Consider the following 24,359-nt stretch of genomic DNA (forward strand, 5'->3'; position numbering starts at 1 on the left):
ATAATAAAATTTAAGACCATCTTTTATGGCTAAGAAGAACCTTAGCATATCTGATGTAAAGTTCTTTAAGATTAAAAGAGAGTTTTCCATCCTTGTGCCGCTAATTGAACAGCAATAAACCACATTACACATCCCACAAACAGATTAATAATACGTTGAGCGCGCGCTTTGCTTAATATTGGAGAAAACCAAGCTGCCAGTAGTGATAACGCAAAAAACCAGCTTATAGAGGCAAATACCGCACCAAATGTAAACCAAGGACGTAATTCTGACGTTAATTGCCCACCAATACTGCCTATCACAACAAAAGTATCTAAATAAACATGAGGATTAAGCCATGTTACGGCAACTAATGTTACTATCACACGCCAGCGGCTTTTTACCTGATTTTCACTTTGTGATAATTCAATATCTTTTGAAAAAGCAGTTTTAAATGCATTCCAGCCATACCACAATAAGAACGCAACGCCTCCCCAAGTGATCAGTAATAAAAGTATTTCTGATTGGCTAAGCAGAGCGCTTCCACCAAAGACACCTGCGGTGATCAAAACCACATCACTTAAAGCGCATAAAAATGCACTCATTAAATGAAACTGTTTTTTACTTCCTTGTTGTAAAACAAAGGCATTTTGAGCGCCTATTGGCAAAATCATTGCTGCGCTTAATAAGAACCCCTGAAAAAAAGTTGTGAACATGCAAAATATCCTAATAATTATTCGTTTGATATTGGATGAATAATAGAAGGGTTTTGATATTAGAGGAAATGAATCATTCTTATTGATAATAAGAAAAACTAATGGTGATAAATACAAAAAAGCCACGTTATTAACGTGGCTCTATGTCATCTATTCTTGTGAGACTATTCTGCTTTCGCTGTCGCACTTTGTGTTTGATGCATATAAACATCCATTTGTGGGAATGGAATACCGATATTATTCGCGTCTAATGCGCGTTTAAAATCTTCCATTAAATCCCAATAAACTGGCCATGCATCACCATTGGTTGTCCAAACACGTACCACAAAGTTTAATGAAGACGGCGCCATTTCATGTAAACGAATAGTCACGCCTTGCTCATGTTGAATACGTTTATCTTTTGCAACAACATCGCCAAGCACTTGTTTTACTTTATCAATATCGGCATCGTAAGCGACACCAACTATAATTTGTGTACGGCGATTAGGTTCACGCGTTAAGTTAATAACTTCACTACTGATAATTTTGCTATTTGGGATAACGATAATTCTGTCATCGGCTGAACGTAATGTGGTTGAAAAAATCTGCACATCTTTTACGGTACCTTCCACAGACCCGATCATCACATATTCATTCGTACGGATCGGACGGAAAATAACAATCAGTACACCAGCAGCAAAGTTAGACAGCGAACCTTGTAATGCTAAACCGACGGCTAAACCAGCGGCACCCAGTACGGCGATAACAGAAGCAGTTTGAACGCCTAATCGTCCTAATACCGCAATTAAGGTAAAAGCAACAACAGTATAACGAACTAAGACAGACAGAAATGTAACAACAGTTGCATCGATATGGCGCAACGTAAGTACTCTTGCGACACCTTTACCAATCACTTTTGCTACAAAAAGCCCAATAAATAGGATCAAAAATGCAGCCACAATATTCACAGCATACTGAATAAAGAGATCTTGATTGGCGACAAACCAACCCGTTGCTTCATCTAAACTAGCAGGTAATTCATTCATTAGACCACCTTTTAAACTTAAAAACGTAATAAAAAGAAGAGTAATTCAATAGTATATTGTGGCAGATTTATTCAAAAAATATATGGGATTTGTTAATTTTTTCTATTTTCCAGAATAAATAACCGATATTTTTGTAGCATAGCAGCAAAATCATCTAGCCCACAAAAAGCAATACTCTCGTTATCGTAATAACTCATGCCCTCTTCCATTTCATCTGTTTCAAAATGTAATGTATTTGCTCTTACCATTACTTCTTCGTCATCAATAGAAAGGCTATATTCTTTACCGATTAATTCCCACTGTCTTTCACTACCTTTAATACCTTCCATTTCTTCAAGAATTTGATCTATCAGACTAATATCGCCCTGAATTTCATCATTCAGCCAATAACCTATTGCTTCATGATCCATCGAAAAACGGGCTAATATACCGCCAGTGAGATCTCGCTGAAATTCATAATCCATGGTGTACGCCCCTTATTAAGCTGCTACTTTTTTGATAAAAAATATCTTATTCTTATTATGACAAAAATAACAAAAAACGGGAGGCATTTGCCTCCCGTTTGTTCATATAAAATACTTTAAAGCAATAAATTAACCGTTATACCGCTGTTTGGAAAATAACTTGGTCTGCTTTATCTGTATATTGCTCTAGTTGGTCAAAATTTAGATAACGGTAAGTATCTTCCGCGGTTTCATCCACTTTATTCATAAAGTCCAGATACTCTTGTGGCTCCGGCAAACGACCTAATAATGACGCAACAGCGGCAAGCTCTGCTGAAGCAAGATACACATTTGCACCTGTACCTAAACGGTTAGGGAAGTTACGTGTCGATGTTGAAACCACGGTTGCACCATCAGCAACGCGTGCTTGGTTACCCATACATAATGAACAACCCGGCACTTCGATACGCGCACCACTCTTACCAAAGACACTGTAATAGCCTTCTTCCGTTAATTGTGCCGCATCCATTTTTGTTGGTGGAGCAACCCATAAACGTGTTGGTAATTGACCTTTATGCTGATCAAGCAGTTTACCCGCAGCACGGAAGTGACCAATATTGGTCATACAAGAACCAATAAACACTTCATCAATTTTGCTGTTTGCCACTTCTGAGAGCAGACGTGCATCATCAGGATCGTTCGGCGCACATAAAATTGGCTCTTTGATCTCATTTAAATCAATTTCGATCACTGCCGCATATTCTGCATCTGCATCTGCTTCAAGTAATTGCGGATCTTTCAGCCAGTTTTCCATTGACGTAATACGACGTTCAATAGTACGGCGATCGCCATAACCTTCAGCAATCATCCATTTCAGTAAGATGATGTTAGATTGCAGATATTCAATGATAGGCGCTTTATCCAGTTTAATAGTACAACCCGCTGCTGAACGTTCTGCTGATGCATCAGCCAGTTCAAATGCTTGTTCTACTTTCAGCTCTGGTAAGCCTTCAATTTCAAGAATACGGCCAGAGAAAATGTTTTTCTTACCTTTTTTCTCAACCGTCAGTAAACCGTCTTGGATCGCGTAATAAGGAATAGCATGAACTAAATCACGCAATGTCACACCTGGTTGCATTTCACCTTTAAAACGCACCAGAACAGATTCTGGCATATCTAATGGCATTACACCTGTTGCCGCAGCAAAAGCCACTAAGCCTGAACCAGCAGGGAATGAGATACCAATAGGGAAACGGGTATGTGAGTCACCGCCTGTACCAACAGTATCAGGCAGTAACATGCGGTTTAACCATGAGTGGATAATACCGTCACCGGGACGCAGTGAAACACCACCACGGTTCATAATAAAATCAGGTAAGGTATGATGCGTTGTGACGTCAACAGGTTTTGGATACGCTGCGGTATGACAGAATGATTGCATCACTAAATCAGCAGAGAAACCAAGACACGCCAAGTCTTTTAGCTCATCACGAGTCATTGGACCGGTGGTATCTTGTGAACCCACAGAGGTCATTTTTGGCTCACAGTATTCGCCAGGGCGAATACCTGTACGACCACAAGCACGACCAACCATTTTCTGTGCTAAAGAGAAACCACGGTTACTTGCTTCAACAGGTTTAGCATGACGGAACAACGTGCTAACCGGTAAACCGAGTGATTCGCGCGCTTTTGACGTTAATCCACGACCAATGATCAATGGAATACGACCACCAGCACGCACTTCATCAATTAATACTTCCGTTTTCAGCTCAAAGGTTTCCAGTAACTCATTTGTTTCATGGTTACGAATTTCACCTTTGTATGGGTAAATATCAATAACATCACCCATATTTAATTTAGAAACATCAACCTCGATCGGGAGCGCTCCCGCATCTTCCATAGTATTAAAGAAGATAGGTGCGATTTTGCCGCCAAGAACAACACCACCACCTCGTTTATTAGGAACAAACGGAATGTCGTCGCCCATAAACCAAAGTACAGAGTTAGTTGCTGATTTACGTGAGGAGCCAGTCCCTACAACATCACCAACATAAGCCAGCGGGAAGCCTTTCTTATTTAATGCTTCGATTTGTTTTATTGGACCTACGCTACCTGGCTGATCAGGTTCAATGCCTTCGCGCGCATTTTTCAGCATGGCTAAAGCATGTAATGGAATATCAGGACGGGACCAAGCATCAGGTGCTGGAGATAAGTCATCGGTATTCGTTTCACCAGTGACTTTAAAGACGGTAACAGTAATTTTTTCTGCTAATTCAGGGCGCTCAGTAAACCACTGTGCGTCAGCCCAAGATTGCATAATTTGCTTAGCATAAACGTTGCCAGCTTTCGCTTTTTCCTCAACATCATAGAAGTTATCAAACATCAATAAGGTGTGAGAAAGCGCTTTGGCGGCGATTGGAGCTAACTTATCATTATCCAGAGATTCAATTAAAGCATGGATATTATAGCCACCTTGCATGGTACCTAATAATTCAACTGCTTTTTCTGGTGTGATAAGAGGTGATGTGGTTTCGCCTTTCGCGAGGGCAGTTAAAAAACCCGCCTTAACATAGGCAGCTTCATCAACTCCGGGTGGAACTCGGTTAACAATTAAATCAAGAAGAAATTGTTCTTCATCTTTAGGGGGATTTTTTAATAGCTCAACAAGTGCGGCTGTTTGTGTGGCATCGAGAGGTTTTGGAACGACACCTTCAGCTGCACGCTCTGCTACGTGCTTACGGTATTCTTCTAGCACGACTGTCTCCTCGCTTCTTTGTCATTTTGTATAACCCGGCTGTCTGCACCCTGTCTGTTGAAGGATGCCAGGTCAGAGGATCTTTTGCTCGCATAAAACATAAGAGGTTATAAAATTATGCCCAGCTAAGGGCTATCAGCATAGCAAATCTTCAACACGATGTTAATTCGTTCACATAAAAGTAACATTAATCAGATTCAAATATCCACTTATTCAGATTAAAACACTTAAACAAAATATATAACAGAGACTTTTAACCAAGATTTGGGTTAATAACCACACTTTTTATAGTTTTTTTAATCCCCCAATTAGCACTAAAGTGAAATTAACGGTTAAATAAACAACTAACGCACATAATAATCGATAGGCATCCTCACGAAACAGTCATATTCCAAATAGAAACCATAAAAAAAGAGCCAAGTTCTATAAAGAACTTAGCCCTTATCATTTAAACTGTTTTCAGTAAACGAACAGCTTATTTTTTCTTTTTCGCTTTTGGATTTGGCAGGTCAGTGATGCTACCTTCAAATACTTCCGCAGCCATACCAATTGATTCGTATAACGTTGGGTGAGCGTGGATAGTTAATGCGATATCTTCAGCATCACAACCCATTTCAATTGCCAGACCGATTTCACCTAACAGTTCACCACCGTTAGAACCAACAATTGCACCACCGATAACACGGTTAGTTTCTTTGTCGAAAATCAGTTTAGTCATACCATCAGCACAATCTGATGCGATTGCACGACCTGATGCCGCCCAAGGGAAAGAAGCGACTTCATAGCTAACACCTTTCTCTTTCGCTTCTTTTTCAGTCATACCAACCCATGCAACTTCTGGTTCAGTATAAGCGATTGATGGAATAACTTTAGGATCGAAGTAATGTTTCTTACCAGAGATAACTTCTGCAGCAACGTGACCTTCATGAACACCTTTGTGAGCCAGCATTGGTTGGCCAACGATGTCACCGATAGCAAAGATGTGAGGTACGTTAGTACGCATTTGTTTATCAACATGGATAAAGCCACGATCATCAACTTCGATACCAGCTTTACCTGCGTCTAACAGTTTACCGTTAGGTACACGACCGATAGCAACTAATACTGCATCGTAACGTTGTGGTTCTGCTGGGGCTTTTTTGCCTTCCATCGTTACGTAGATGCCATCTTCTTTTGCTTCAACTGCAGTTACTTTGGTTTCTAGCATCAGGTTAAATTTCTTGCTGATACGTTTGGTAAATACTTTAACCACGTCTTTATCAGCAGCAGGAATAACCTGATCAAACATTTCAACTACGTCAATCTGAGAACCCAGAGAATGGTAAACCGTTCCCATTTCCAGACCGATGATACCGCCACCCATCACCAGTAAACGCTCTGGTACGGTTTTCAGTTGCAGTGCATCTGTGGAGTCCCATACACGAGGGTCTTCATGTGGAATGAATGGTAATTCGATTGGACGAGAGCCGGCAGCAACGATTGCGTTGTCAAAAGTGATGGTAGTTGTACCTTCAGCACCTTCAACAGACAATGAGTGAGAACCAGTGAATCGTGCTTCGCCATTAACGACAGTAACTTTACGGCCTTTAGCCATGCCCGCTAAGCCACCCGTTAACTGAGAGATAACTTTATCTTTCCAGATACGAATTTTGTCGATATCTGTTTTTGGTGCGTCAAATACAACACCGTGCTCAGATAATGCTTTCGCTTCTTCGATAACTTTAGCAACGTGGAGTAACGCTTTAGAAGGGATACAACCCACGTTCAGACAAACACCACCTAAAGTAGAGTGACGTTCAACTAAAACTGTTTCTAAACCTAAGTCAGCGCAACGGAACGCCGCGGAATAACCCGCAGGGCCTGCACCGAGAACCACTACCTGTGCTTTAATTTCAGTACTCATCGTGACCTCATTATTTATTTGTCCGGCGAGTCAGACGATAATCCATATTTAACACCGAGACTTACATACCGCATGCAGTTTACAGAAATGTTAATAAACTGAAAAGCGCTCTAACATGACGGATCTCACAACCTAAGATGTATGACTGTAAAATCCATCATTGTAATCAGAGAAACCAGCGCTAAGCACCGGTTTTAAAATTACATTACCAAACGACGTAAATCGCTCATGTACTGATTAATCAGAGTGATGAATCGAGCACCGTCAGCACCATCGATCACACGGTGATCGAAAGATAATGACATTGGTAAAATCAAGCGTGGTACGAATTCTTTACCATTCCATACAGGTTTCATAGAAGAACGGGAAAGTCCCATAATCGCAACTTCAGGAGCGTTAACGATTGGTGCAAAACCGGTAGTACCGATACCACCAAGGCTAGAAATAGTGAAACATCCGCCTTGCATATCTGCTGCTGTCAGTTTACCTGCACGCGCTTTCTTAGAAACTTCAGCTAACTCATAAGACAGTTCGATAATGCCTTTTTTGTTAACATCTTTGAAAACAGGAACAACAAGACCGTTAGGTGTATCTACTGCAATACCGATATTGATGTATTTTTTCAGGATCAGTTTCTGTCCATCTTCAGAGATAGAGCTGTTAAAGCGTGGCATATCTGCCAGAGCTTTCGCTGCTGCTTTCATTACGAAGACTAACGGCGTGATCTTAACATCCAGTTTTTTCTTCTCTGCTTCTTTATTTTGCTGCTTACGGAATTCTTCAACCTCAGTAATATCTGCTTCATCAAACAGATTTACGTGAGGGATCATCACCCAGTTACGGCTTAAGTTAGCACCAGAGATTTTCTGGATACGGCTTAATTCAACTTCTTCAATTTCACCAAACTTGCTGAAGTCAATTTTCGGCCAAGGTAACATGCCTGGTAATCCGCCACCTGCATTAGCTGGCGCTGATTCAGCACGTTTAATTAATTCTTTCACGTAAGACTGAACGTCTTCACGTAAGATACGACCTTTACGACCAGTACCTTTTACTTTCGCTAAATTCACACCGAATTCGCGCGCTAAGCGACGAATAACAGGTGTTGCATGAACGTAAGCATCATTTTCAACAAACTCTTCTTTCGCAGCTGGCGCTGTCGCTTGTGCTTTAGCAGGTGCTGCTGGTGCAGAACTTGCTGGCGCAGGAGCAGCGGCGGCTGGTGCTTGAGCAACAGGAGCTGCACCGGCAACTTCGAAAGTCATGATCAGTGAGCCAGTTTTCACTTTGTCGCCCACTGCAATTTTGATCTCTTTAACCACACCTGCAAATGGTGCTGGAACTTCCATTGAAGCTTTGTCACCTTCAACAGTGATCAGTGATTGTTCTTCAGAGATGGAATCACCTACTTTCACCATCACTTCAGTAACTTCAACTTCATCACCACCGATATCTGGCACATTCACTTCTTTCACAGCGGATGCTGCTGGTGCAGATGCCGCTGGAGCTGGTGCTGCTTGAGCAACAGGTGCGCTACCTGCAACTTCAAATACCATGATAAGAGAGCCTGTGCTCACTTTATCACCTGTTGCAATTTTAATTTCTTTCACTACACCCGCAAATGGTGCTGGAACTTCCATTGAAGCTTTGTCGCCTTCAACAGTAATCAGTGATTGTTCTTCAGCAACGCTATCGCCCACTTTTACCATTACTTCAGTAACTTCAACTTCGTCACCGCCGATATCTGGAACATGAACTTCTTTCAGTGCTGCTGTTGCTGGCGCTGCAGCCGGTGCAGGCGCAGCCGCTTGAGCTGGTGCTGCTTGCGCGGCACCCTCTGCTTCAAAAATCATGATAAGAGAACCCGTTTGGACTTTATCGCCCACGGCAATTTTAATCTCTTTAACCACACCCGCTTGTGGTGATGGGACTTCCATAGATGCTTTATCGCCTTCTACGGTGATTAAGGATTGTTCTTCCTCAATACGGTCGCCCACTTTCACCATCACTTCGGTGACTTCAACTTCATCAGCACCGATATCTGGGACTTTAATTTCAATAGACATTCACTTTACCTCTTACGCCAGACGTGGGTTTACTTTTTCAGGGTTGATGTTGTATTTTTTGATTGCGTCTTCAACAACCTTCACATCAATCTCACCACGTTTAGCTAATTCACCTAATGCAGCAACAATCACATAAGAAGTATCAACTTCGAAGTGGTGACGCAAGTTTTCACGGCTATCAGAACGACCGAAACCATCAGTACCTAATACGCGGTAATCGTCTGCTGGTACATAAGTACGAACTTGTTCAGCGAACAGTTTCATGTAGTCAGTAGACGCAACAGCTGGTGCATCATTCATAATTTGAGCGATGTAAGGTACGCGAGGTGCTTCAGATGGGTGCAGCATGTTCCAACGTTCACAATCTTGACCATCACGAGCCAATTCAGTGAATGAAGTTACGCTATAAACATCAGAACCAATACCGTATTCAGCAGACAGGATTTCTGCGGCTTCACGAACGTGACGCAGAATAGAACCTGAACCCAGTAACTGAACTTTACCTTTCGCGCCTTCGTGTGATTTCAGCTTGTAGATACCTTTACGGATACCTTCTTCAACGCCGGCTGGCATTGCTGGCATATGGTAGTTTTCGTTCAGTGTAGTGATGTAGTAATAAACGTTTTCTTGTTTATCACCATACATACGCTCTAAACCGTCTTGCATGATAACAGCAACTTCATAAGCGAATGCTGGATCATAAGAGATACAGTTAGGGATAGTCAGCGATTGAATATGGCTATGACCATCTTCGTGCTGTAAGCCTTCACCGTTAAGTGTTGTACGACCTGAAGTACCACCAACTAAGAAACCACGCGCTTGTTGGTCGCCCGCAGCCCAGCATAAGTCGCCAATACGTTGGAAACCAAACATTGAGTAGTAGATATAGAATGGGATCATTGGCAGATTGTTAGTGCTGTAAGATGTTGCAGCAGCTAACCAAGACGCGCCAGCACCCAGTTCGTTGATACCTTCTTGCAGAATTTGACCTTTAACGTCTTCTTTATAGTAAGCAACTTGCTCACGGTCTTGAGGCGTATATTGTTGGCCGTTCGGGCTATAAATACCGATTTGACGGAACAAGCCTTCCATACCAAAAGTACGAGCTTCGTCTGCAATAATTGGTACTAAACGATCTTTGATAGATTTATTTTTCAACATCACGTTCAGAGCGCGAACGAATGCGATAGTTGTTGAAATCTCTTTAGATTGTTCTTCCAGTAATTGGCTGAAATCTTCCAGTGTTGGAATATCCAGTTTTTCTTCAAAACGTGGACGACGAGCAGGTAAATAACCGCCTAAATCCTGACGACGTGCATGCAGGTATTTGTACTCTTCGGACTCTTTGTCAAAAGTAATATAAGGCAGATCTTTGATTTGCTCATCAGCAACAGGAATGTTGAAACGATCACGGAAATGGTGAACGCCATCCATGTTCATTTTCTTAACTTGGTGAGCGATGTTTTTACCTTCCGCCGTTTCACCCATACCATAACCTTTGATGGTTTGAGCTAAAATAACAGTTGGTTTACCTTGAGTTTCTTTTGCTTTTTGGAATGCAGCAAAGACTTTCTTCGGATCGTGACCACCACGGTTTAATGCCCAAATCTCATCATCAGTCATGTCTTTAACTAATGCAGCAGTTTCTGGGTAGCGATTGAAGAAGTGTTCACGAACGTAAGCACCGTCACGTGATTTAAACGTTTGGTAGTCACCATCCAGCGTTTCGTTCATTAATTGAACGAGTTTGCCTGAAGTGTCTTTACGCAGCAATTCGTCCCAACGGTCGCCCCACATGACTTTGATAACGTTCCAGCCAGCACCCGCGAAGATACCTTCTAATTCGTTAACAATTTTGCCGTTACCTGTCACTGGGCCATCAAGGCGCTGTAAGTTACAGTTAACTACGAAGCACAGATTATCTAATTTTTCGCGAACTGCGATAGTGATAGCACCTTTAGATTCTGGTTCGTCCATTTCACCATCACCTAAGAACGCATACACAGTTTGTGCAGTGGTGTTCTTCAGGCCACGATGATTTAAATATTTCAGGAATTTAGCTTGATAAATTGCAGATAGTGGTCCCAGACCCATAGAAACAGTTGGGAACTGCCAGAACTCAGGCATTAATTTAGGGTGCGGATAAGAAGATAAACCTTTACCACCAATTTCTTGACGGAAGTTGTTTAATTGTTCTTCTGTTAAACGACCTTCTAAGAATGCACGCGCATAGATACCTGGGGAGATATGACCTTGGAAGTAAACCAAGTCGCCGCCATCAGTTTCATTTTGCGCACGGAAGAAATGGTTAAAGCACACTTCATATAAAGTTGCAGAAGATTGGAATGACGCCATGTGTCCGCCGAGTTCCAAATCTTTTTTGGATGCACGCAGAACCATCATTACTGCGTTCCAGCGAATAGCAGAACGAATTCGACGCTCTAATTCCAGATTGCCAGGGTAAGCGGGTTCATCTTCAGCAGGAATGGTATTGATATAATCACTGTGTACAGAGCCGCCCAAAGCGATATTAAGACCACCATTACGGGCTTGTTTTAATACCTGATCAATCAGGAACTGTGCACGCTCAACACCTTCTTCACGGATGACCGAGTCGATCGCTTGTAACCAGTCGCGAGTTTCGATCGGATCCACGTCATTTTTCAGCATATCTGACATGGTGTATTCCTTATCTGTTATCTGTTTTTAATGGTTATGGGAGCCTATCTTCCCGTTTTACCTATCTGATATGACGGGAAGATAGGCCCTGCTGTTATTACCGCTTCCCCTGAAAATCACAGGGCGATAGGTAGTACAGACTCAGCGGTCAGGATCTGTGCTACTAAAATAAATCAGGGTGTTGTTGTAGCCGGCGCAAAGAGCGCTCACGGCGAGTATGTTCACGACTCATATCCAACAAAACGTCTTCAATAAAAGCCAAATGGCGATGTGATGCTTCACGAGCAGCTTCTGGCTCTCTATGAATAATGGCCTGATAAATCTGACTACGATGCTCACTTACTGCAGTTAACATTTCTTTACGAGTGTAAAGAAACTCAAAATTCTGACGGATATTTTGCTCAAGCATTGGCACCATGCATCGTAATAGATGCAATAAAACGACATTATGGGCAGCTTCCGTGACAATTAATTGATATTGCAATACAGCCTCAGACTCAGCGGCTAAATCACCCTCTTCATGGGCTTTCAAAATGCAATCATGGCTAGCTTTAATGCGGTCAAGATCTTCATCAGTGCCACGTAATGCAGCGTAATATGCGGCAATACCTTCAAGTGCATGACGAGTTTCTAAAAGGTCAAATTGAGATTCGGGATGCCCGCTAAGCAGTTGAGCTAAAGGATCACTAAAACTTTGCCAGAGATTATGCTGAACAAAGGTACCACCGCCTTGGCGACGGAGTAAAAAACCTTTAGCTTCTAATTTTTGGATAGCTTCACGCAATGAAGGGCGAGATACATCAAATTGCTTCGCCAGTTCACGTTCAGGTAAGAGTTTCTCTCCTGGACGCAGAGTACCTTCTAAAATCAGATGTTCAAGTTGTTGCTCAATAACATCAGAAAGCTTAGGTTGGCGGATTTTTGTGTAAGCCATATTGCTGGAAGCCATTATTGGATAACTATTACCTTAGTGATTGAGTTGTCAATTGGTAATACCAATTTAATATAACGGATAATAAAGTAACAAAGTATTCACTAACTGTCTATACAGTTGTTGAGCGAAATCATAAAAACCTGTAAATTTTAACAAATTATTTTAAAAAATCATCAAAAGTGATAACTAGATCGCATTATACAGAAACGTTAAAAATAAATTTTTTAACGTTTTTTAAACACATAAACAGTCAAACTGAAGCGTGACAGCAATGTTATTCTGCATTTAAATTCAAACTCTATGATTTTAAATTCAACTCAGCCGGTTATTTTGTTAACAAACTGCGATAATAAGCCCAATCAAAATGAGGTCCCGGATCGGTTTTTCTATTTGGTGCAACATCACTATGCCCGGTAATGTTTTCTTCAATGGCAGGATAAAGAGCAATAAGCGATTGAGTTATCTTCGCTAATTGTTGATATTGCTGCTGGGTAAAATCGCACTCATCAGTACCTTCAAGCTCTATACCAATAGAGAAATCATTACATTTTTCTCTGCCTTTATATAAAGAAACGCCAGCATGCCACGCTCTCTCAGTAAAAGGCACATATTGCACAATTTCTCCATCACGACGAATAAGACAATGAGCCGATACTCTTAAGTTAACAATCTCACTAAAAAAAGGATGATCTTGCTCTGACAGTGTATTGGTAAAAAGCTGGTCAATATAAGGTCCACCAAATTGCCCTGGCGGCAAACTGATATTATGAACAATTAATAAAGAAGGAAGCTCACCTTCAGGTCTCTTATCATGATTAGGTGAAGGAACCTGTCTCGCATCGATTAACCAACCTTGTTTAATTTCCACATCAACCCTCTTTTATTCTGTTTTAGCCATTATCAATAACTTTATTAATTCATACTCATCAATAAATGCGAACTTTCCCTCAATAATAAAGATTAACTCTGTATCTCTCCTTTTTCTTTTCGATATTTTACTCAAATTTTATTTTATCTATTCGCCAATAAAGTCCTTTTTTTTCATACTACTAGTGTTTATTACTCAAGGAGGATGCTAAATGAATGTACTTAATTATCACTCTAATGAAAATGGTTTTACCCTTATGGAGCTTATGATTGTGATTGCTATCATCTCGATTTTAAGCTCTGTTGCTATTCCTGCCTATCAAGGTTATATCCAAAAAGCAGCATTAACCGATGTATTGCAAACACTGTCGCCCTATCGTTCTGCGATAGAATTATGTCGCTATGAAAACGATCCTCAACACTGTAATTCTGATTCAACTTTTATGCCGCAACAATTTCGTAGCCGATATTTGTCCGATATTAATGTGCTAAACGGTGTGATTAATGCAACTGGAAAATCACAGCTTGATGGTCTGACGATCACAATGTCGCCAGAGAAAGGAGTTAACGACCTTCTTCCAGTATGGAAAACACAATGTTTAGCAGCAAATCTCTCGTTGCAAAAACAGTGCAGTAAGATTTTAAAATCATATTAGTGCGTTAGATATAAAGGAGCACTTATATTAAGTGTTCCTATTACACACTTGAAACATTGAAGACAACACAGATAAATCAAAAAGTATAAAGAGGTGAAGAATGGATATCACACACTCTGCAACAGAATTCATTGAGTATTTATTACGTGAAAGTATTTTAAAACGCGTCTCTGATTTACATATAGAACCTCAACAAACCAGTGTAAGAATTCGCGCCAGAATAGATAATCATTTATATCTATTCTCGCCTCCTCCAGATGAATTTTCTGAAGAAATAGTCACTCGATTAAAGGTACTTGCTAACTTAAATATTGCAGAAAAGCGATTACCTCAAGATGGGCAATTTAGTTGGTCTTATAATGAAAAAAGCTATTCAATACGAATAGCGACACTCCCCACGCTGTATGGTGAAAAAGTTGTTTTACGGCTTATAAATAATTTACAACAGCCAGAATTAAATCACTTAGGCTTTCAACCCTCGCATTTAACACTATTAAAGAAATATTTAAATTTACCGCAAGGAATGATTTTGGTCACAGGACCAACGGGAAGCGGAAAAACGCTCACTTTATATAGTTGTTTGCACTATTTAAATAAAGAAAACCTAAATATAAATAGTGTTGAAGATCCGATTGAATTACCTCTAAAGGGGATTAATCAAATTCAAATTTCTGAAAAATCTGGGATCTCATTCGCGACAATATTACGAGCATTATTACGCCAAGATCCTGATATTATTATGGTGGGTGAAATACGTGATCAAGCAACTGCTGAAATGGCAATAAAATCAGCGCAAACAGGGCACCTTGTATTATCGACCTTACATACTAATTCGGCCTCATCTACATTAATGCGTCTACATAACTTAGGGATTGAAAAAGATCTTATTCATTCCTGTGTTAGTTTAATTATTTCACAACGATTAGTCCGATGTTTATGCCCACACTGTAAAATATGCTTATCCAATAAACAGCATATTAGTATAAATAAAGAAATGGTCGAATTACCAAATTGGCGAGCTGTGGGTTGCCAGCAATGCTGTTCAGGCTATAACGGAAGAACCGCTATCTATGACTGCTTTGAGCCATCAAAACAAACACACTCATCCTTTTGTCATTTACTTTATTCTGGCATTTCATTAGTTAAACAAGGCATAACAACGCTTGAGGAGGTTTATCAAACACTAGGAGATATTGAATGAAACTACAGCTAATATATCGTTATGATGCATTAACTTATCAAGGAGAATGGTGCTCTGGGAAAATACTTGCATCCTCTAATAACGAAGCATTTATTAACTTAACTCAACAGCAAAAATATCCCATAAAGATCCGTTTATATAAAATCGTTTTATTTCAAGATGCTGATAAACAATATCGAATTCAATTATTCGAGCAATTAGCTTTATTACTTCATTCTGGTTTAGCGCTTCTTCCTGCATTAACACTATTAAAAAATGAATGTCGTTACTCACATTGGCAATGTGTATTAGAAGATATTATTTTTAACTTAATGCAAGGAGGTTCACTTTCTAAACAATTAAATCGCTATCCACTTTATTTTCCAACCTCACTGAGTCGTTTTGTCTTTATTGGCGAAGAAAGTGGAAAATTAGATGAAGTGATTACTCTGCAAATAATACAGTTAAAGAAACACCGAGAGGTTGTAAAAAAAATCAAAAAAGCGTTTAAATATCCTATTTTTTTACTTACTGTATTAGTTTTTATTACCAGTATAATGTTGCTTTATGTTTTACCTGAATATCAATCCTTATACAGTGCATTTAATACAGAACTTCCTTTTTTAACACTAGCCCTTATTACTTTCTCACAATGGCTTACTGATTATATCAGCATAATAACGTTTATCTTTATTGGATTAATATTGGGTTATCGTGTAATTCGTTACTCTTTATCACCCTTTTATTTTGCTGAACAAGCCCTGTTTCTGCATATTCCCTATTTAGGTAAGCTTTTAAAATATCAGCAACTACATCTTATTTTTCAGATAATCAGTATTACACAACAAGCAGGATTACCTTTATTACAAGGCTTAAAAATAGGTACAGAACAACTTACACACCCTATTTATAAGCGAGCCCTTGCTCAAATGAGTGAACACATTATGCAAGGTAAATCGTGGAGCTTATTTATGAAAAATGAGCCGCTTTTTACACCTATTTGTTATCAGTTTATTATTTGTGCAGAAAACTCAGGACAGTTGCTCTATTTTTGTCAGCAATTAAGTGATTGGTTTTATCATCAACTCGATGAGCAATTAAATACAATGAGTGCTTGGTTAGAGCCAATGCTGATGACGATCATTGCATTAATTATTGGCACATTAATCATTGCTATGTATCTTCCTATATTACAGTTAGGTGATACTATACAATGAATCACAAATTTTATGAGTAACATGCTGTTACTCTGTATTGTACTAACTTATTGATTGATGGTAATTCTATCACATATTATAAGGTAGAATGTAAGGGTAGCAGAAAATCATCTATCATAATAACCGAATAAAACCCAAATATTGCAGTTATTATCTTGTGATAAAAACAAAATTAAGCTTTAGAATACCCGTACTAATAGTAAATTTTAATTCATTAAAAACAGACAAACACAAATGGCTTATACGGTTGCTCTTACAGGTGGAATAGGCAGTGGTAAAACTACCGTTGCTAATGCTTTTGCCTCACTAGGTGTACCTCTTGTTGATGCTGACATTATTGCTCGATTAGTGGTAGAGCCTAACTCCTCAGGGCTAAATGCATTGCATCAGCATTTTGGTGACTGCATTTTGCTACCCAATGGTTCATTAAACCGAGCACAGTTACGCCAGATTATTTTTGAAAATAATGAAGAAAAAACTTGGGTTAACAATCTTCTTCATCCATTGATACAGCAAGAGACTCAAAAGCAAATACAGCAAATTAAAGCACCCTACTTTATTTGGGTTGTTCCATTATTAATTGAAAATAAATTAACGCATCTCGCCTCTCGAGTTCTTGTTGTTGATGTTACACAGGAAGAACAAATAGAAAGAACCATGAAACGAGATGGCGTAAGTCGAGAGCAAGTTCTCAATATTTTAAAAGCTCAAGCTCAAAGACAGGAACGATTAGCCGTCGCTGATGATATTATTGAAAATCACGATAATAGCCAAAATATGATTGGAAAAGTTAAGCAACTCCATCAGCATTACTTAGAATTAGCTCAACAAGCGTTACAGGACAATTGCCATGAGTGATGACATCACAACAATCATCTTCGAACATCCCCTCAATGAAAAAATGCGTTCATGGCTTAGAATTGAAAACTCATTGATTCAGATTAACAGTTTTAGTGCAATTGATTCATTACCCACGGCACTTTCGTTTTTCCGTGCGATATCGGAATTTATTGAAGTACTTGATCGTGGCGAAATCCGTGCTGAATTACTTAAAGAATTAGAAAAAAGACAAAAAAAATTACAGCAATGGCTTTCATTTCCTAATGTTGATAAAGCGATTGTCACTCAAATTATTGATGAATTAGCTGAAAATGCAGCTGTGTTAAGTAAAGCACCTCGCATTGGTCAGCATTTAAAACAAGATAAAGTGATCAGTTTAGTTAAACAGCGCCTAAGTATTCCTGGTGGATGCTGCAACTTTGATGTGCCAGCATTACATTTGTGGTTAAGCTTACCTCAATCAACCCGTGATGAAAGATTGCAAAGCTGGCTGGCGGGTTTATTGCCATTACAAAATGCATTAAATAGTTTACTCATGCTTATTCGCCAATCAGATACATTCAAGCCTGCTCTCAGTCACCGTGGTTTTTATCAAGACAGCGCTGAAGAAGGCGAATTGCTACGCCTTAAGATAGCTATTGATCATCAAATCTATCCTCAAGTCTCTGGGCATAAAAATCGCTATGCGATCCGCTTTTTACCACTTGATAGTGAAAATGGAACAGTGCCTCTAGAGCTACCTTTTGAGATTGCTTGTTGCTAACATTATGTTTATTGATATGAGCATAAATCGCACCAACGAAATCTAGGAGAGATAATGAGCGAAGAATTAGTTGTAAAATGCCCAACCTGTCAAACAGAAGTTGTTTGGAATGAAAGTAGCCCTTATCGTCCTTTTTGTAGCAAACGTTGCCAACTTATTGATTTAGGCGAATGGGCGGATGAATCAAAACGCATTCCAAGCCAAAGTGATATTAATGACAGCGATGATTGGAGTGAAACGCCGCAACAAGAGCCTAAAGACTTTTAATTTTCCAGTCCTGAACATAAAAATTAGCCACTCAATCGAGTGGCTAATTGATTTATAAACGCTTACTTAGTAAGACGCTACTTGTGCTTATTTTTGCAATAACGCCACAATGGTGCGGTTAGCAGGCGGAAAATCATCAGCATTTAACGCGCCAATAGATATCCACTTGAATTCTTGCCCCTCTTTACCATAAGGATCATTATCCCATTGAGTAACTAAGAAAAAGGATAAAGTAATGTGTCTATCTGGAAAATCATGCTCTACCGTTTCAAAAAGTGAGCATTGCGTTACATCAATACCAATTTCTTCTTGTAGCTCACGGATTAACGCCTGCTCTGGGGTCTCTTGATCTTCTAACTTTCCTCCCGGAAATTCCCAAAATCCCCCCATATGCGATTTTAAAGGGCGTTGGGTGATAAAGACATTATTGTGTTGATCACAAATAATACCCGCTGCAATATGTAGCTTTTTTTTATCCATTATAGACAACCTATTGAATAGTCCAGTTATTATAACAACTTAACGTTATTATAACGTATATCCAATAGCGCTACTCTGGTTTTCTTTCCTTTGATTATCTCATTAATTAACGATAACTCGATTAGTTAACGATAAATAGGTAAGAAACCGAACTGTGCTAATGTTTGGCAAATGATCCCGACTGCACCAAAAGCGATAACCGCATAAATTAAGCCTTTTCCGCCCCATACTTTAAAGCCTGAGTTTGGAAATTTCTCGCGTGCTTTCAGCGCCATAACCGCAGGACAAATAATTGCCCACACACATGCCGCGGTTCCTGCATAAGCAATTGCAATTAAGAAACCATTAGGGAAAAGTAAACATAATAGTAAAGGCGGAGTGAAGCATAAAACGCCAGATTTTAAGCGCCCTGTTTTGTTATCTTCAAATTTTAGTGATGCCAAAATATAGTCGAATAGACCAATCGCGACCCCTAAAAATGAGCAGAATACGGCACTAATAGAGAACCATAATAAAAAGCCTTCAATATATTTACTATTTAACACAGTGTATAACGAATCAATAAAGGCATCTAAGTTACCGCCCTTTTGGATAATAGTAATAAATTGCTCACGAGGTAAATTCCCCATGGTGCCAATCATCCAAAGTAAATAAATCACTAGCGCTAACACACAACCAATAATACAGCTTTTCACGACCTTTCTTTCATTTTCATGATAAAGCTTATAAAGGCTACAAACATTACCATGATAACCAAAAGAGGTTATAGCATAAGGAATGATGATAAAAATAAAGGGATAAAGATATAATTGGCTTTTGCCTTCAAAGGTAGCTGTAAATAATAAATCGCCTCTCGCTTTGAAGAATAAGCCTGAGAATGCTAATACGAATAGAACAATCTTAATAAATAAAAATATTGAGGTTAAGCGGCTAGCACAAGCGCCTCCCCACCATATTGTTGCCCCTAGTACTATAGTAAATACAAAGAATATCACTCTAAGATTTAGGTTAATGCCATATAATGATGACGCTTCATAAATAATAGAACCTGCGGCAGAGATATAAGCATAAATTAATATATACAATACAAATATCAAGGAGGCATTCGCGAGATAACACGCCCATTTAGGTAATAGCTCTTTCGATATATGAAAGTAGTTTGTTCCTGCGCCATATTTCGATATACATTCAAGAATATAAATTCCAGAATGAAACATAAAGAAACAAACAATAAATAATATAAAGAGTGAATTAATAAACCAAGCGCCAGACATGATTGTTGGTAGGCTAAACATTCCCGCACCAATCATTGCGCCGCCCAACACAAATCCCCCTACAATAATTGAGGGTTCTTTATTTACCGACTTATTTTCCATTTTTTAGTCCTTACTGAAATAAGGATATAGCTCTCGCATTGCACGAGAGCCATTATTATTGTGGAGTATTATTTATTTGATAGGTTTTAATCTCGCAGTAAAGTGTCTTAATACAGGAGGTTCATATTCGAACTCAAGACCTTTAAGCGTTTTAAACTTCTCTTTTAAGCCGATAAGTGCGTCAGCAATATAATCCATATGGTCATTGGTATAGACACGACGCGCAATGGTTAAACGCATAAATTCCATATCTGCGTGTTTTTGTTCTCCCGTTGCAGGATCACGACCCAATAAGAACGAACCAATTTCAACAGCACGCACACCTGACTCTAAGTAAAGTGCGTTAATTACAGCTTGAGCTGGGAATTGATCACCAGGGATATGCGGTACTAGTTTTTTACAGTCAACGAAAACAGCATGTCCACCAGTAGGATATTGAATTGGAATGCCCGCTTCACGTAGACGATCCCCCAGATATTGAACTTGACCAATACGATAATGTAGATACTCTTCTTCAGTACCTTCCTCTAAACCTTGTACCATTGCTGCCATATCACGACCCGCTAAGCCACCATAGGTAACAAAGCCTTCCATTGGGACACAGCGCTGTCTTGCTAATGTAAACACTTCTTCATTATCACGAATTGAGACTAAACCACCGATATTTAACAATGGATCTTTCTTCGCTGACATTGTTAATGCGTCAGCATATTTATACATATCTAAAATAACTTCTTTGATGGTCGCATTTTTATATTTAGGATCACGCTGTTTAATGAAATACGCATTTTCACAATAACGCGCTGAGTCCATAACAACAAAAATACCGTGTTGTTTTGCGATTTCGTAAACTTCTCTTAAATTATCCATTGAAACAGGCTGGCCACCAGCACTATTACAGGTCACTGTCGAAACAATAGCAACAACGTTATCAGCACCATGTTTGGCAATATTTTCTTTTAATTTAGCAATATCAAAATTGCCTTTCCAATCATCATAGGTTTCTGAATCAAACGCTTTTTCAGTAACAATATTAATTGCTTTACAGCCATTTAATTCAACGTGTGCTGCTGTTGTGTCAAAATGGAAGTTAGAAATAAATACAGGATTTTTCGCTTTTCCATCTTTTTGTTTATATTTTAATAATACTGGGAAAAGAATATTTTCAGCACCACGACCTTGGTGAGCAGGAATAATATAATCGTAATTAAATAACTCTTTGGCTTTATCTTTTAAATCATAATAGTTTCTTGAGCCTGCATAAGCTTCATCACCTGTTATCATTGCTGCCCATTGGTGATCACTCATTGCGTTAGTACCAGAGTCTGTTAATAAATCAATATAAACAGCATGACTTGGTAATAAGAATGGGTTATATCCTGCTTCTTTTAATGCAGCTTCACGTTCTTCTCTTGAAGGAACACGGATTTTCTCCACCATTTTAATACGGAATGGTTCTACGATTCTTTTAGCCATGATAATACCTTTAATATAAATTAAATAATAAAATTAGAATAAATAAAACAATCTCTCCATTAAAATTAAATGGAAAAGAGTATTAAATTATTTTGGATGGATATAAAAAAGGATTATTTTTCAGGGAAGAAGAAGGCGAGTTCAGAATCAATATTAAACCATTTCTTCAATCTGAAGAAACCTCTTAATATTATCAAAACATTAAATGATGAGAACATACTTTAACCCTTATAGTCAGGAAATAGTACAATTTACACGCTAATTTATATAACAGTTAAACACAATTAGTAATATAACAATAGTATATTTTGGACAATAATCACACTATTTATAATAAATGATATATTAACGTGATCACTATCACTTACTTCAATCTTTAATAAACTATTTTTTATAACTTAAATTTTTATTGATACTACTAAGTGGTAATACATGTATTTATATTGAATTATTACAGCATCAAAGTTGCCTCTAAATAACCACACTTTTTATCATGATTAATAATTTAACAATAAACCTCCCATATTTTCACTTTTCTAATGCCTATTTTATTCATTAAAATGAAATAACAATTCATGAAATATTCATTCCAGAATAAAACATTAATAAACTTATAAACAACAAATGAAAAGCTAATTAGCACTCTGTTTTTATATCTTCGAATCCCCTCTCATTATTTATCTTTTCTTTATAAAAAATGGAAAAACCTTAATTAACATTGCTAAATCGGTGTTAATTTAAGCAAGCAGAAAAAGTAACATATAATATTATAACTATGAAAATCAATACACTAGACGCCATCCAAATGAATCATTTGTTTAAGTAATACCATTTGAGATATGAATAATTTCAGTTATGTCGATATTTAATATCGAAACAGATAAAAATTTATCTTTATTTCATCGATTTTTAATTTCTTTTCATATTGAGAGTAACCGGTATTTATTATTCTAAAATTAACGATAATATAAAAACATTAATTATTACCTTTCTATATTTAAGCAATATTATTTATATTTGAATTAATACCTTTCTATTGAGGTAAAATGAGAAAAAAAGTTATTTTATTAACACTATTAAGTGGATTTTCGACCAGTGGATTAACAGCAAATGACGCCGGTTATTTAGGTTCGATGGGAGAATCACGGCGCGCATTACAAGATAGCCAACGTGAAATAAATCAACTTATTGAACAAAATCGCTATCAACAACTTCAAGAAAATGCATTAGAGGTTTCACCTACTCCTACACTTATTACTGAATCAGAACATTGTTTACCTATTAATGGAGTTTATGTTCAAGGAATTACTTTACTTAATGAAAAAGATCTTGATTCCTTAACACCATTACCAGAGCAATGTATAAAAAGTGCTGACGTTAACCGTTTAATTAAAGAGTTAACTCAACGCTATCTTCAACATGGTTATATTACTGCCAGAGTCCAGTTTTTACGTCCGAATCAAGAGCAACAACTTGGGTTGTATGTTATTGAAGGTTTTATTGAAAAAATAGAAGGTGGCGATCGAGGCGTTAATACTGCATTACTTTTCCCTCATGTTGAAGGCGAGCCTCTTAAACTTTCCAAATTGGACCAAGGGCTAGATCAAGCAAACCGCTTACAATCGAATAAAGTTAAACTAGATATATTGCCTGGCACGCAATTAGGTGGCTCTATTATTCAGCTCACCAATCAGCGACAAGCACCGTGGCACTTAAACATTTCAAGTGATAATTACGGGCAAAAAAACTCAGGGCGCTGGTTAGTTCGAACAAATGCAAGCTTAGACAGCCCATTAGGGTTGTCTGATTTTGTTAGCTTAAATGCCAGCATTACCACTGATAATCCCAATACTCGTTTTAATCGTGCTTACACCCTACTCTATTCTTTACCTTATGGTGCATTGACGTTCAGTACTTTTGGTAGCTATTCCGAGTATGAATTTCATCAAGCATTACAAACACGTACCGTACGCTTATCCGGTGATACCACACAAGTTGGTTTAAGGGGTGATTACGCTTTTTATCGTAGTCAAAAACAGATTGATACCTTAAATATGCAGATAACGCATAAACGGATACGTAACTACTTCAGCCAAATCCGCCTTGATCTAAGTAGCCCTACACTGACAACAGTAGAGCTAGGCATCAACCATTTACACATTGTTCCAAGTGGTGTCATCAGCGTCAATTTAAGTGCTGAGAAAGCCATTGGTTGGTTTGGTGCAGATGAATCACCTCGTGTTGCTAATGGCAATGGTAATGACTATCGCTTTACAAAAGTTAAGCTTTTCGCCAATTGGCAACGTCGTTTTGCTATATCGAATTCGACATTTTTATTCAATAGCGCCTTCTTTGGTCAATATAGCCCCGACACCTTACCGGGTGTGGAATGGCTTAGTTTAACGGATAAAAACGCGATCCGTGGCTTTGATCGGAGCACTCTTTCTGGTGATAACGGCGGCTATTGGCGTAATACGCTTTCTTATCCTTATCGGATAAACACATTTTCAATCACCCCTCGAATTGGTCTTGATGCTGGCCGTGTTCAACAACACGGTAACTATGAAGGATGGCGTAGTGGCTATGGGCTAAGTTCAGGCTTAAACCTCCAATATCAAAAAGCACAGTTTGATATTGAAGTCGCCAAGGGGCATTTGCTTTACAACTCAACGAATTCCAATAAAACCAAAGACCCTACTCAAGTGTTAGTTAGATTTTCATATTTATTTTGATTCAC

20 protein-coding genes are annotated in these 24,359 nt (G+C 38.6%); 7 read left to right on the forward strand and 13 right to left on the reverse strand.

The annotated features are described in order from the left end of the window. Window positions 1-71: 71 nt before the first annotated feature. The 9 genes from argO to ampD form a co-directional block, all read right to left on the reverse strand. Entirely contained in the window at window positions 72-695 is a 624-nt protein-coding gene (gene argO, locus BTA34_RS11675; RefSeq protein WP_151435724.1) for an arginine exporter ArgO, read from the reverse strand. Window positions 696-859: 164 nt separating this feature from the next. Next, on the reverse strand, window positions 860-1,720 hold the full coding sequence (gene mscS / locus BTA34_RS11680) for a small-conductance mechanosensitive channel MscS (protein WP_151435725.1): 861 nt from the start codon (window positions 1,718-1,720) through the stop codon (window positions 860-862). Between the two features lie 92 nt (window positions 1,721-1,812). Continuing rightward, window positions 1,813-2,184, reverse strand: a complete 372-nt coding sequence (locus tag BTA34_RS11685) for a YacL family protein (RefSeq protein ID WP_151435726.1) — start codon at window positions 2,182-2,184, stop codon at window positions 1,813-1,815. Window positions 2,185-2,320: 136 nt separating this feature from the next. Further along, entirely contained in the window at window positions 2,321-4,918 is a 2,598-nt protein-coding gene (gene acnB, locus BTA34_RS11690; RefSeq protein WP_151435727.1) for a bifunctional aconitate hydratase 2/2-methylisocitrate dehydratase, read from the reverse strand. A gap of 475 nt (window positions 4,919-5,393) precedes the next feature. Next, window positions 5,394-6,821, reverse strand: coding sequence for a dihydrolipoyl dehydrogenase (lpdA, locus tag BTA34_RS11695; RefSeq protein ID WP_151435728.1), 1,428 nt, complete (start codon window positions 6,819-6,821; stop codon window positions 5,394-5,396). Window positions 6,822-7,021: 200 nt separating this feature from the next. Continuing rightward, window positions 7,022-8,887, reverse strand: coding sequence for a pyruvate dehydrogenase complex dihydrolipoyllysine-residue acetyltransferase (aceF, locus tag BTA34_RS11700; RefSeq protein ID WP_151435729.1), 1,866 nt, complete (start codon window positions 8,885-8,887; stop codon window positions 7,022-7,024). A 12-nt stretch (window positions 8,888-8,899) separates the two neighbouring features. Continuing rightward, window positions 8,900-11,566 (reverse strand): pyruvate dehydrogenase (acetyl-transferring), homodimeric type, encoded by a 2,667-nt coding sequence (aceE, locus tag BTA34_RS11705; protein ID WP_151435730.1) that lies wholly within the window; start codon window positions 11,564-11,566, stop codon window positions 8,900-8,902. A 163-nt stretch (window positions 11,567-11,729) separates the two neighbouring features. Then, window positions 11,730-12,500: a pyruvate dehydrogenase complex transcriptional repressor PdhR gene (gene pdhR, locus BTA34_RS11710; RefSeq protein ID WP_151435731.1), complete on the reverse strand. Its 771-nt coding sequence runs from the start codon at window positions 12,498-12,500 to the stop codon at window positions 11,730-11,732. A gap of 325 nt (window positions 12,501-12,825) precedes the next feature. Continuing rightward, window positions 12,826-13,368 (reverse strand): 1,6-anhydro-N-acetylmuramyl-L-alanine amidase AmpD, encoded by a 543-nt coding sequence (ampD, locus tag BTA34_RS11715; protein ID WP_151435732.1) that lies wholly within the window; start codon window positions 13,366-13,368, stop codon window positions 12,826-12,828. Between the two features lie 211 nt (window positions 13,369-13,579). Here ampD and ppdD point away from each other — a divergent pair, with 211 nt between their 5' ends. From ppdD to yacG, 6 genes are all read left to right on the forward strand, one after another. Beyond that, the gene (ppdD, locus tag BTA34_RS11720) at window positions 13,580-14,023 is read left to right on the forward strand and encodes a prepilin peptidase-dependent pilin (RefSeq protein ID WP_151435733.1); all 444 of its coding nucleotides are present in this window, start codon (window positions 13,580-13,582) and stop codon (window positions 14,021-14,023) included. A 100-nt stretch (window positions 14,024-14,123) separates the two neighbouring features. Continuing rightward, on the forward strand, window positions 14,124-15,224 hold the full coding sequence (locus tag BTA34_RS11725; protein ID WP_151435734.1) for an ATPase, T2SS/T4P/T4SS family: 1,101 nt from the start codon (window positions 14,124-14,126) through the stop codon (window positions 15,222-15,224). Further along, on the forward strand, window positions 15,221-16,420 hold the full coding sequence (locus tag BTA34_RS11730) for a type II secretion system F family protein (RefSeq protein WP_151435735.1): 1,200 nt from the start codon (window positions 15,221-15,223) through the stop codon (window positions 16,418-16,420). The genes BTA34_RS11725 and BTA34_RS11730 overlap by 4 nt, the downstream gene beginning before the upstream one ends. Before the next feature lie 234 nt (window positions 16,421-16,654). Next, entirely contained in the window at window positions 16,655-17,278 is a 624-nt protein-coding gene (gene coaE / locus BTA34_RS11735; protein ID WP_151435736.1) for a dephospho-CoA kinase, read from the forward strand. Next, window positions 17,271-18,023, forward strand: coding sequence for a cell division protein ZapD (zapD, locus tag BTA34_RS11740; protein WP_151435737.1), 753 nt, complete (start codon window positions 17,271-17,273; stop codon window positions 18,021-18,023). The genes coaE and zapD overlap by 8 nt, the downstream gene beginning before the upstream one ends. A 54-nt stretch (window positions 18,024-18,077) precedes the next feature. Then, window positions 18,078-18,290 carry a DNA gyrase inhibitor YacG gene (yacG, locus tag BTA34_RS11745; RefSeq protein WP_151435738.1) on the forward strand — a complete coding sequence of 71 codons (213 nt, stop codon included), beginning with the start codon at window positions 18,078-18,080 and terminating at the stop codon, window positions 18,288-18,290. Between the two features lie 87 nt (window positions 18,291-18,377). Here yacG and mutT read toward each other — a convergent pair whose 3' ends face one another. The 4 genes from mutT to tnaC all read right to left on the reverse strand — a co-directional run bounded on the left by mutT (window position 18,378) and on the right by tnaC (window position 21,840). Further along, complete coding sequence (gene mutT / locus BTA34_RS11750; RefSeq protein ID WP_151435739.1) at window positions 18,378-18,770, reverse strand: 8-oxo-dGTP diphosphatase MutT; 393 nt, start codon at window positions 18,768-18,770, stop codon at window positions 18,378-18,380. A 125-nt stretch (window positions 18,771-18,895) separates the two neighbouring features. Then, a complete protein-coding gene (locus BTA34_RS11755; RefSeq protein WP_151435740.1) occupies window positions 18,896-20,146 on the reverse strand; it encodes an aromatic amino acid transporter in 1,251 nt (416 codons plus the stop codon). A 72-nt stretch (window positions 20,147-20,218) separates the two neighbouring features. Next, window positions 20,219-21,622, reverse strand: a complete 1,404-nt coding sequence (locus BTA34_RS11760) for a tryptophanase (RefSeq protein WP_075670808.1) — start codon at window positions 21,620-21,622, stop codon at window positions 20,219-20,221. Between the two features lie 113 nt (window positions 21,623-21,735). After that, complete coding sequence (gene tnaC / locus BTA34_RS18540) at window positions 21,736-21,840, reverse strand: tryptophanase leader peptide (RefSeq protein WP_071788547.1); 105 nt, start codon at window positions 21,838-21,840, stop codon at window positions 21,736-21,738. An 828-nt stretch (window positions 21,841-22,668) separates the two neighbouring features. On the opposite strand from tnaC, the gene BTA34_RS11770 reads away from it, so the two are divergent. Continuing rightward, complete coding sequence (locus BTA34_RS11770; RefSeq protein ID WP_151435741.1) at window positions 22,669-24,354, forward strand: ShlB/FhaC/HecB family hemolysin secretion/activation protein; 1,686 nt, start codon at window positions 22,669-22,671, stop codon at window positions 24,352-24,354. Window positions 24,355-24,359: the final 5 nt, after the last annotated feature.

The sequence above is a fragment of the Proteus sp. CD3 genome (assembly GCF_008808075.1).
Taxonomy (GTDB): domain Bacteria; phylum Pseudomonadota; class Gammaproteobacteria; order Enterobacterales; family Enterobacteriaceae; genus Proteus; species Proteus appendicitidis.